Source organism: Streptomyces sp. NPDC002403 (assembly GCF_053593015.1).
Map to the genome: position 1 here is coordinate 1 of NZ_JBSFBQ010000109.1, position 10,212 is coordinate 10,212.

Here is a 10,212-nt window from a genome sequence, read left to right on the forward strand (position 1 = left end):
GTGGCCTTGCGGATCTCACGTCCGGCGGGCCGGATCCGCAGGGCCACGAAGCGCGAGTACATGCGCTTGTACCCGCTGCGGCCGCTGCCCGGCCGTGATCCTTCCCTCCACTGCACCGGCCGCGCGGAGTTCTTACCGGCCGCGATGACCAGGCTCTTCACCCTCTGTGCCGGCTCGGGGTAGGCAGGAACCGGGTGTGGGCCGCGGCCGGAGTAGGCCGGGGTGCATGTCTGTGCGTTTTCGGGTTGCGCGGTGGTCGTGGTCGAGATGCCCACCATGTAGTCGAGGCTGCGTTCTTCCAGGCCGAGCCGGAAGGCGGCGGTGTCCCCGTAGCCGCCGTCGGCGATGACCTGGGGCACCTCGATGCCCCAGGACCGTGTCTCGTCGATCATGTCGAGGGCCAGCTGCCACTTCTCGACATGGCCCACCTGGGCGGGGATGGCGCACTTGTCGCGGCGGGCGACCTTGGCCGGGTCGGCCTTGGGCGAGACGGGGTCCCAGCTTCCGGGCAGGAACAGACGCCAGTTGACCGCCGCGGAGGCGCCGTTGGAAGCCAGGTGCAGCGAGACTCCGGCCTGGCAGTTGGTGACCTTGCCCGCGGTGCCGGTGTACTGCCGGGTCACGCACGCCGACGCATCTCCGTCCTTGAGGAATCCTGTGTCATCGATGATCAACGCGGTGGGCTTGATGACGGGCTGCATGCGCCAGGCCAGCCGGGCCCGCACATGCGCCGCGTCCCAGGGGCTGGAAGTGACGAAGTGGGCCAGGGCCTGCCGGTTCCCGTCCTCGCCCAGACGGGCGGCCATCGGCTCCACCGACTTGCGCCCGCCGTCCAGCAGCAGGCCCCGCAGATAGACCCCGCCCCACCGCCGCTGGTCCGCCCGCGCGAACGGCTCGAACATCTCCGCCGCGAAGTCCTCCAGATCACACCGGCCCGCAGCCAACTCCTCACTCAGCACACACGGTCAACGACACGACCGATCAAGAAGACACGCCATCACGGACCGCACATGACCAAGCCCTACTAGTGTCCCGAGTCGGGAAACCCACCCCGGTGCTCGGTGGCGATGATGCCGTCGAGGCTGGCGGCGACGGACCAGGCGAGCTTGCCCGCGATCTCGCGCCGGTCGCGGCTGAGCAGCGCGTCGACCCCGTCGTGGACGATCGGCTCGACGCCGACGTTCGTCGCCTCGGCCGTGAGGACGGCGGCCGTGGACAGTTCCAGGTCGTCCATGCGGGAGTTGGCTTCCGAGACGTAGGTGAAGTCGCCCAGGTAGGACACCCAGGAGTTGACCTCCAGCACCATCTCGGGCAGGTCCACAGCCGGGAGGCGGGCCTCGACCTCCTTGCGGAGCTCGCGCAGGGAGGCGGGCTCGTCCAGGCGGTCCAGGCCGGTGGGGATGATCCGGTTCCGGCCGCCCTGCTGCTCGATCCGCACCGCCGGGTTGGCGGCCAGGCCGTTCGCGAACGCCCGATGGGCGGCGTCCAGGCGATTGGTCCACCCGGCCAGGATCGTGTCCGGCTTCACATCGAGGTCGAGTTCCTCGCAGACCTGGGAGCGGACCACCTCCCACGCGGTGTCGTTCAGCAGCCGGGCGTTGGGGTCGCCCCACTTGCGCAGGCCCGGCACGTACACCTCGTGCCGGTGCAGGGCAGTGCGCAGGGCCTCGGTGGAGGCGACGATCAGGGCGCGCTTCTCGACGCTGCCCACGGGCATCGGCGGGGGCGGGAAGACCAGGTGGCGCCAGGCGGAGGTGAGGAACTTCGCCGGTACTTCCCAGCCCTGGATGGGGCGGCGCCGGCCCTTGAGGGACTTCACGAACGCCAGCACGTCCAGCACCGGCTCGCCGGCCGGGCTGGAGGCGAACTCGAACGTCTTGAGCAGGTCGGGCAGGAAGCGGGCGATGGTGTTGTAGCGGGCGGCCAGCATCTGCTCGGCGCCGTCGTCGGGCTCCTGCGCCAGCAGCTTGACCGTGTCGGCCGCCGCGTGGAAGGGGGCGACGTCCATGGCGTCGAGCATCGCACGGATGTCGCCCTCGGGATCTGCGGCGGCCCCGCACACCGCGATCCACGCCTGACGCAGCAGGATCGCCGCAGCTTCCAGGTCCTTCAGCGTTCGCAGCCGCTGCTTGGTCATCTTGGTGCTGGAGGAGCGGATCAGGTCGCCCATCACCAGGTCGAACACCTCGATCGCCTCGTCTGCGGCGACCTGCGGCATCACCGCGGCGAACGCCACCAGGGTGGCAACCGCTCGTCGAGCCTGCGCGCGGGCCGTGCGGTCCCGAAGGGGACGCCGGTGTACGACTCGGTCGGCGGTGGTGCGGGAGAGCAGCGGGCGGTAGCCGGTGCGACACGGCAGAAGAGCCGGTCCCTGCGACGTTGCCTCAGGTCGTTGCGCGCGAGTCGTAGGCTGCCCGGGCGGCCAGTACGTCGGGCATCCGGTCCTCCACCAGGTTGATCAGGGCGAGTAGCCGGATCGAGACCTGGGAGCCCAGCGGGGTCAGGCGGTACTCCACGTGGGGCGGGTTGCCCGGCTGGGCGTCCCGGAACACCAGCCCGTCGCGCTCCAGAGCGTGCAGGGTCTGGGAGAGCATCTTCTCGCTCACCCCGTCCACCCGGCGGCGCAGTTGGTTGAAGCGCAGGGTGTCCTCGTGCAGCGCGCCCAGGATCAGTCCGCCCCAGCGGCCGGTGACGTGCTCCAGCGTGATGCGCGAGGGGCAATCACGGGCGAACACGTTGAAAGCGTCCGGAGCGTCGAGGGGGTCGGTCGCCGCGTCCCGGCCCGCCGCAACCGGCTCAGTTGACTGCATCATGTCATTACCTTACCGCACAGCAGCGCTTCCCCATCGAGTGCGCTGTCCTTGAGTTAGTGCTCTGCGGAGGGTCCTCGCAAACGGCGGAGGCGGAGGACGTCATCTCGGCTCTGCTGGCCGACCCCGGGATGCAAGAGGTGCGGGCGCAGGTCGAGGCGGCAGCTCGCCGCGCTGGCTGGTCTCGGGCTGGAGTGGGCAGATGAGCACGGAGCAGCACGACGCCGACGCGTACGGCCAGGAGCTGGCCCGTATCAGCCAACACCAGAGCGAGGCCACGGCAGCGCGGTTCACGGTCTTCCAGGTCCTGGCCGCCGTCGGCATCGGACACGAGCAGGCGGACGACATCGTGTCGAAGCTGGAGGCCGGGGTGGTGGTCGGGGCCCATACCTGCGTCTTCGAGAGCAGCGCCCCGCACAGGTGCGAGGAGTGTTTCGAGGACGGCTGGTTCGCCGACGTCCGCGATGTCGCCAGCTACCTGCTGCGCATCGCCGACACCACCGCCCACGCGCAGCGCGCGTGCCGCCTCCAGTGCCCTGCTGCTCGCCCACCTCCGGCAGCCAGCCTCCCCGCGCCGGAGGAGGCTCCAGTGAAGGAGGTCTTGGCGGCCGCGGAGCGGTTCACGTGGGCCCTGGCCGCGCCGGGCGAGCGTCACTGGCCGGATGGTGAGTTCCTGGACGTCTCGCTGAGCGCGGTGCGTGCCGAGGATGCGAGGGGTATATCGAGCGCCTGGAGGTGTTCGTGGAGCAGCATCTCGCCCACCTGGAGGAGCTGCTGCGCGGGTACGGGCCGGGCAGTAGGCCTGCCTCGCATGGCCGGTACGCGCTGGTCGGGCAGCCCGAGACCCTGGTCATCCTGGAGTGGATGGAGACCAAGCCGTTCGGTTTGCGCGGCCGGCGGGAGAAGGTGCTGGAGGACGTCCTGCTGGACGACCTCGAGTTCGCGTGGGGGCCGCGTATCCGCCTCAGCCGGTGAGTAGCCGGGAACGAGCAGCGGGGCCAGGCGGGGTTGATCCTTCCGGCCCCGCTGTCGTCGGGTCAGTCGAAGTCGAACGGGTCTTCCGCTGACCCGGGCCAGCGGTACCGCGTCCCAGGAGCTTGGGCTACTCCCGCTGCGGGCTGCGTGGCAGCCGGGAGGTCCTCTGCGAAGTAGGAACTCAGCGCCAGTATTGATCGATCTTGCTTGTGCGGCAGAACTCGCGTCCTTCTCGGATTGTGAGGTCGTGTGGGAGTGCGGCAGCTTTGATGTTGTTGGCGGCCTCGTCGGTGAGGACTCCTTGAGAGCGAAGTTGCTCCACGAGCAGATCGAGTGCCTTGGTGTGGGCGATGGCCTTCTCAGTGGTGCGGCTGAGCTGGGGCTGGTTGATCAGCCCGAAACCGAGAGGCTGATCTGGCTGGCCTTCATCGGCGACAAGCGTCAGGTTGTGGCGTCGGGTATCGCCTTCGCCCCGTTGCCACAGGCAACGGCCGAAGCGCATACGAACGGGGCTCTCACTGACACCTCGGCGGACGACGTTGAAGTACCGGTCTTCCTGCGCAGCGATGAGTTCCTCAAGACGCTCACCTTTTTCGCCGGAAACGTCAGTGACGAGAGATACCAGGAGAATCCCTTCGTCGACGTCCTCGTTGTACTGAATCGGAACGAGAGTGAGCCCTTCGACCTCCACGGCGGAGGCTTGCAGCTCTTCTACCTCCTGGAGCTCTAGGCGGTGGGTGTATACGTGCGGCCGCTCGTTGTCGGTGTACGAGTAACTGTGGCTCGAAACCAGCCACCTTGTGCCTTCACCCTCAAGAGGTCGTCCGGCGGGGGCCGCAGCGGCCTTGAGCGCGGTTTCGAGGTCGTCTTGCCGATCGCCCGACACCCGCAGCTCCAGCTCTACGCATCGCAACTGTTGTCCGGTGTGGACCGAGGTCGCAGGCGGAAGTTCTTCCACCTGGAACTGCCGCCGGGATCCCAGGAGATGAAGTGAAAAGTCAGTCATGGTAACTATTGTCCCAGCCGGCACTGACAATGGGTGCAGGTGCTTGTGGAGGGCCCGAGGAGCGGCGGGAATGTCCTCGGTGAGGCGGTCCAGGCGTGTGTAGAGGGATCGTACGAGTCGGGCGCGGTTCTGGGCGCAGCGGGCGGTGCGCCCAGCGGTGCGGCCATCGGCTTCGCGGAGGACGGCTTCGACCAGGGCGCCGCGGCCGTCGCTCTTCGGCAGGGCGGCCGTTTCGCTGGATGCGCAGACAGCTCGCGCAGCAGGGCTTACCCAACTCACCAGGCACCAGCGGTGGATTACCTGCACTGCGGTGATCCAGGGCGTGGTCCGATGACGGGGACTGCTGCAGGGTTGGGTGACAGCGGGGTTTATGCAGCCAGGGCTGCGGCTGGGGTCATGATGGTCTCGTACTCGACGGGGGTCAATCGGGCCAGGCGTCTCTGACGCCGGCGTCGATGGTAGGTGCGTTCGATCCAGGTAACGATCGCGATCCGCAGCTCCTGGCGGGTGGCCCAGGTACGGCGGTCGAGGACGTTCTGCTGCAGCAGCGCGAAGAAGCTCTCCATTGCCGCGTTGTCGCCGGCCGCACCGACCCGGCCCATGGAGCCGACCAGGTGGTGACGTGCGAGAACGGACACGAACTTCCGTGAGCGGAACTGCGACCCGCGATCGGAATGAACAGTGCATCCCGCGACCTGGCCGCGACGGGCGACGGCGGATTCAAGGGCTCTCACCGCGAGGCTGGACTGCATCCGGACGTCGATGGAATAGCCCACGATGCGGCTGGAGTACACGTCCTTGACGGCACACAGATACAGCTTGCCCTCGCCGGTTGCGTGCTCGGTGATGTCCGTCAGCCACAACCGGTTCGGCCCGGCTGCGGTGAAGTCCCGCCGCACCAGATCATCATGGACAGGCGGCCCGGCCTTGGCGTTCTTCCCACGGCCCCTGCGCTTGCCGAAGGCACTCCACCAGCCGTTGTCCCTGCAGATCCGCCAGGCGGTCCGCTCAGCCATCGACTCACCGGCGGCCCGGGCCTCGTCGAGAAGGAAGCGGTGACCGAACTCGGGATCGTCGCGATGCGCGTCGAGCAGGGCGTTGGCCCTGTATGCCCCGGCGAGCTCGGAAACGGTGACCGGTGAGGCCAGCCACCGGCAGTAGGGCTGGCGGGCCAGCCCGAGCACCCGGCACGTCACCGCCACCGGCACCCGGTGAGGGGCAGCGGCGGCGGCCAGCTCGCGAACGAGCGGGTACATCATTTTGACGGCAGGTTCGCCTGCGACAGATTCGCCGCAGCCCTCCGCAGAACCTCGTTCTCCTGCTCCAGCAGCCGGATGCGCTTGCGGGCCTCGCGCAGCTCGGCCGACTCACCCGACGCTGTCGCGGGCCTGCCGCCCTCATCGGTGTTGGCACGGCGCAGCCACTTCGACAGCGTGATCGGGTGGACGCCGAAGTCGGCGGCGATCTGTTCCAGCGTGACGCCGGGTTCACGGTTGCGCGCGACCCGCACGACGTCCTCGCGGAACTCCTTCGGATACGGCTTGGGCACTGCAACATCCTTCCAGGCCGCCTCTCAGCAAGCCAGGTCAGGTGTCACTTATCCATGCAGCAGTCCCGGGCGTTCCTGGCGGCGCTGCTGCACCGGCTGCCGCGGGGCGTGCTGCGCAGGCTGCGGCTGTTGGCCCGGCCGGACACGGTGCTACGTTGGCACCGCGACCTGGTCGCCTGCCGTCACGCCGCCGGGTCCAAGCCGAAGCGCCCGGGTCGGCCCCGCACCGTGCGCTCCATCCGCGCCCTGGTGCTGCGCCTGGCACGGGAAAATCCCACGTGGGGCTACCGACGCCTCCACGGCGAGCTGCTGGTGCTGGGCGTGACGGTGGCCCCCTCCACGGTCTGGGAGATCCTGCGGGAGGCGAGGCCGGGATCAATCCGTCACCCCAACGGAGCTCAAGTACGGGGGCGGATTTCCTGCGCTGGCAGGCCGACGCCCTGCTGGCGTGCGATTTCTTCGAGACGGTCACCTTGCCCGGGGCACGGATGTACGTGCTCGCAGTGATCGAGCACGGCAGTCGGCGGATCCGGATTCTGGGCGCCACGGCACTGATCTCTGTACTCGGTGGAACACTCTCATGAGTACTCCGACAACGCTGCCGGGCGCGGTTCCTGATCCGGGACCGGGACGGGAAGTTCCCCGCCTTGTTCGACGCGATCCTCGCCGATGCGAGCATCGAGGTTGTGCTCAGCGGCGTCCGGATGCCGAGAATGAGCCCTTTCCAACCTCACGTTGACGCGTGATGGAGGACGAGCACGGCCTGGACGATCGCGGTGATGCGGTTGGTGCTGCAGCGGAGCTTCCGTAGGAGGCGCCAGCTCTTCAGGACCGCCATGGCCTGCTCGACCAAACAGCGGATCTTGGCGTGACTGCTGTTGTGCCGGCGCTTCCACCTCTTGAGCCGACGACCGCGGAACGGAACACGGACGGGGTGGCCGGCTCCCTGGTATGCCTTGTCCGCCCAGCACTTCAGCTCGGCTGCGGCAAGCGCGTCGATGATCCCGTGGGTCCGTGCGGCGGTCAGGTCGTGGACGGACCCGGGCAGGGCGGGGGACGCCCACAACAGTCGGCCGAACGGATCGGTGAGAACCTGGACGTTCATGCTGTGGCGCTTGTGTTTCCCGGAGTAGTACGGGGTGTCGGCGGCGATCCGGTCGATCGGCAGGAGGGTGCCGTCCAGGATCACGAACGCCTTGCTCCGGATGGTCTTCATCGCCTCGGTCAGGGTCGGGGCGAGGACGGCCAGGACGTCGATTACCTCGCGTATGTAGCGATAGACCGTCGCGATGCCGATGCGGAACCCGGCGGCGAGCTGGGCATATGTATCGCCGCAGCGCAGGTGAGCCAGGGCGAGCAGGGCCTGTCGTCCTGCGGGCAGACGCCGCCGGCGTGTCCCGATCTCCCGCCGCCGGGCGTGCAGCCGAGCGCTCAGGTACTGCAAGGTGCGGCTGGACAGATCAATCGACGGCGGGTAGACAAGCACGCGAAGCTCCTGGTGGGGCACGGTGGATCTTGGTCGTGACACCTCCTACCAGGAGCTTCCTCGCGTTGCAGAGCTGCCCAACTGACAGACATCACCAACAGGTTGGAATTAGATCGCTGCGATGAGTCGGGCCGCTCCACGAAGTGTGGCCGTACCCTGACACCTTCCCGACGAAAGGGCACGACACGTGGAGCTTCGCAGCATCCTGGCCGACCTCGATCGCTGGTTGGCAGAGCATGCTCCGGGCGACTTCCGGCAGCTGATGCCGCCAGCGGATCCGGCACGGATTGTCGCCCTGACAGCGGGGGCCTTCCAGGTTCACGAGGACGTGCTGGTCTGGTTGTCCACGCATGACGGATCGCAGCGCGATCCGGTGCCGCCCGCAGGCGCCTTCGTCCCCTCGGACTTTCCGCTCCTTGGTGTGTCCGGCATGACGCAGGGGCTGGCGAACATGGTGGAAGAGGTGGAGCGGGCCGTCGCCGACGGTGAAGAGGAGTTCATCGTCGGTTTGGAGGCGCACGAGCTGTGGCTACCGGTCGCAAGGAACCACGCCGGCGGCGAACTCGTTGTTGATCACCGGCCTGGCGGTGACCACGGGGCGGTCCTGGAGGTTGACCCGTCCATCGGTTTGGACGGAGTGAAACGGTGGGACAGCATGTCCCACATGTTCGGCTCGATTCTGGGAGCCCTGCAAAACGCATCCATGCTCGCGACCGGCAGCGGAGTGAAGACCGCGCCCCGCATCGAAGACCCTGGCGATGCCCTGCCGCACGTCGTTTGGGACCTCTACTTCGGCTAACCGTACGACGCGTCTGGCAGAGCAGTCACTCCAAGATCCGCTACCTGATCGAGCAGGCCATGGCGGCCCTGAAGAACCGGTACCTCCTACGGAAGCTCCGCTGCAGCACCAACCGCATCCCTGTGATCGTCCAGGCCGCACTTGTCCTCCATCACGCGTCAACGTGAGGTTGGAGAAGGTTCACTGATCCGGACGAGATCGCCCGCCTCGACATACGCCGCCGCGATCGCCTCGGCGGCATTCGCAGCGAGTACCGACATGCCGCATGACCTCAATGGATGACGTTTTCGGCTAGGGCAAGGTCGATCAGGGCAAGAAAGGAAACCAACGAGATTCCTGCGCTGCTGAGTTGAGGCATTCAGCGTCCCCTCAACGGCGCAGGATCCTCGCGGATTGCGCACAACGTTACTTTCGCCAAACGGGCCACGCCGTCCGCACAGGAAGTGCCGGAACTGCCCGGATGGGTTGTGGCGTGATGCCGGCAGCCCATCCCTGTGGTAGCAAGCCGCGCCGAAGTCGCAGTCGTTGGCGGCGACTTGTCACTGGAAAGTGTGGATCGAGGGGGAGTCCACACACGTACCCCCAATGTAGAAAGAGGACATGGTGTCGTTGAACAGAGGGTCCACTGACTTCAGGTCGTAGTGCGACGCGCCGGGCAGGACCGTAACGCAGTAGGGGTAGGTGTTGCCCCAGTTTCCCAATCCGCTGAAGGTGCTGTAGTAGTTTGCGTAGTTGAAGAAGACGACCGTCTTCCCCGTGCGATTCCAGAACGAAGTGGTTCTGTTGTCCATGTTCGTCAGGTTTCCCTGACTGCTCTGCGACTGGCCGATGGTGCCGGTGTAGTTTGGGTCCGCCCAGATGCAGAACTTGCCATCCTGGCACTGATCGAAACTTGCGCTGGCCTGAGGGCCGTTGACGAGGACCAGGGCGAGTGCAGAGATAAGTGCGGCCGATCCGGCAGTGATGGCGCGTCTGACGTTCATGCTGACTCCTTTGAGGGATGATTCTCGGACGTGCGAGCGAAAGGCTGGAGATTCGGGCGGTCATGCCGGGATCTGCACCTATCTGGTTCACAGGGAGGGAAACGTCCCCATGCGAAATGTGCGTGGACAGTCATAAATCCGGCGAGATTCTGCAACGGTCGTGCTGCTTTAGAGAATTACGAGACAGCTCTTAGGGCGCGTCTCCGAACAACACGCGGGTCTACGCCCCGGTAGTGCCGACCTTGGTACCTGCTCGGCGCGACGTCACTGCAGGTCAGCGGCTCGTAGTACATGTCACAGGCATAGAATCGGAATCGACGTGTTATTGATCTACAGGCCCTTATAGTCATCCCCCTTCTCGGCCGACAGGTGAGTCTCGCGAGAATTTCTACCCTTCGGACTCTGGTAATGACTAGAACGACGACGAGGGCCGACTGGTTCAACGACCCTGTTTCCATCTTGCAGCGATCTTGTGACGCAATCAGGACAGGAGTTCTCGTGAAGCGTTGTAGTAGATGGGTGACAGGCGGCAGCTCCAGACGGCGGTGCTGGGAAGTGCGGATGTACAGGAGCCGAGGGCGCCGTCTGACCTGCTGCTTCGCTC

Annotated in this window: 10 protein-coding genes and 1 pseudogene; 4 read left to right on the forward strand and 7 right to left on the reverse strand. The window is 66.7% G+C overall.

Translation table 11 applies throughout. The features are described from left to right. The 3 genes from ACWCPY_RS42270 to ACWCPY_RS42280 all read right to left on the reverse strand — a co-directional run. The coding region (locus ACWCPY_RS42270; protein ID WP_451274405.1) for an IS701 family transposase at positions 1 to 902 on the reverse strand (902 nt) is incomplete at its 3' end. A 122-nt stretch (positions 903 to 1,024) separates the two neighbouring features. Then, a complete protein-coding gene (locus ACWCPY_RS42275) occupies positions 1,025 to 2,236 on the reverse strand; it encodes a hypothetical protein (protein WP_451274387.1) in 1,212 nt (403 codons plus the stop codon). A gap of 148 nt (positions 2,237 to 2,384) precedes the next feature. After that, positions 2,385 to 2,813: a winged helix-turn-helix transcriptional regulator gene (locus ACWCPY_RS42280; protein WP_451274389.1), complete on the reverse strand. Its 429-nt coding sequence runs from the start codon at positions 2,811 to 2,813 to the stop codon at positions 2,385 to 2,387. Between the two features lie 738 nt (positions 2,814 to 3,551). Between ACWCPY_RS42280 and ACWCPY_RS42285 the strand changes: the two genes are divergently transcribed. Further along, positions 3,552 to 3,785 carry a hypothetical protein gene (locus tag ACWCPY_RS42285; protein WP_451274391.1) on the forward strand — a complete coding sequence of 78 codons (234 nt, stop codon included), beginning with the start codon at positions 3,552 to 3,554 and terminating at the stop codon, positions 3,783 to 3,785. A gap of 181 nt (positions 3,786 to 3,966) precedes the next feature. On the opposite strand, the gene ACWCPY_RS42290 is transcribed toward ACWCPY_RS42285, so the two are convergent. After that, on the reverse strand, positions 3,967 to 4,791 hold the full coding sequence (locus tag ACWCPY_RS42290) for a hypothetical protein (protein ID WP_451274393.1): 825 nt from the start codon (positions 4,789 to 4,791) through the stop codon (positions 3,967 to 3,969). Between the two features lie 368 nt (positions 4,792 to 5,159). Continuing rightward, a protein-coding gene (locus ACWCPY_RS42295; RefSeq protein WP_451274395.1) for an IS3 family transposase occupies positions 5,160 to 6,340 on the reverse strand; the annotation gives its coding sequence in 2 pieces (ribosomal slippage) (positions 5,160 to 6,053 and positions 6,056 to 6,340; 1,179 coding nt in all). Between the two features lie 54 nt (positions 6,341 to 6,394). On the opposite strand from ACWCPY_RS42295, the gene ACWCPY_RS42300 reads away from it, so the two are divergent. Continuing rightward, positions 6,395 to 6,847 carry a helix-turn-helix domain-containing protein gene (locus ACWCPY_RS42300; protein ID WP_451274397.1) on the forward strand — a complete coding sequence of 151 codons (453 nt, stop codon included), beginning with the start codon at positions 6,395 to 6,397 and terminating at the stop codon, positions 6,845 to 6,847. A gap of 223 nt (positions 6,848 to 7,070) precedes the next feature. Here the strand turns inward: ACWCPY_RS42300 and ACWCPY_RS42305 are convergent, their stop codons facing one another. After that, a complete protein-coding gene (locus tag ACWCPY_RS42305; RefSeq protein WP_451274399.1) occupies positions 7,071 to 7,826 on the reverse strand; it encodes a transposase family protein in 756 nt (251 codons plus the stop codon). Between the two features lie 187 nt (positions 7,827 to 8,013). Here ACWCPY_RS42305 and ACWCPY_RS42310 point away from each other — a divergent pair, with 187 nt between their 5' ends. After that, complete coding sequence (locus tag ACWCPY_RS42310) at positions 8,014 to 8,625, forward strand: hypothetical protein (RefSeq protein WP_451274401.1); 612 nt, start codon at positions 8,014 to 8,016, stop codon at positions 8,623 to 8,625. A 23-nt stretch (positions 8,626 to 8,648) separates the two neighbouring features. Further along, positions 8,649 to 8,792, forward strand: a pseudogene (locus tag ACWCPY_RS42315) (IS5/IS1182 family transposase); the annotation flags it as partial. Between the two features lie 372 nt (positions 8,793 to 9,164). Here the strand turns inward: ACWCPY_RS42315 and ACWCPY_RS42320 are convergent. After that, on the reverse strand, positions 9,165 to 9,608 hold the full coding sequence (locus ACWCPY_RS42320; protein ID WP_451274403.1) for a peptidase inhibitor family I36 protein: 444 nt from the start codon (positions 9,606 to 9,608) through the stop codon (positions 9,165 to 9,167). Positions 9,609 to 10,212 lie beyond the last annotated feature (604 nt).

Coding starts and splice junctions, on each gene's coding strand:
- ACWCPY_RS42320 (WP_451274403.1), bottom strand. CDS start 9,608: ATGAACGTCAGACGCGCCATCACTGCCGGATCGGCCGCACTTATCTCT.
- ACWCPY_RS42290 (WP_451274393.1), bottom strand. CDS start 4,791: ATGACTGACTTTTCACTTCATCTCCTGGGATCCCGGCGGCAGTTCCAG.
- ACWCPY_RS42300 (WP_451274397.1), top strand. CDS start 6,395: ATGCAGCAGTCCCGGGCGTTCCTGGCGGCGCTGCTGCACCGGCTGCCG.
- ACWCPY_RS42280 (WP_451274389.1), bottom strand. CDS start 2,813: ATGATGCAGTCAACTGAGCCGGTTGCGGCGGGCCGGGACGCGGCGACC.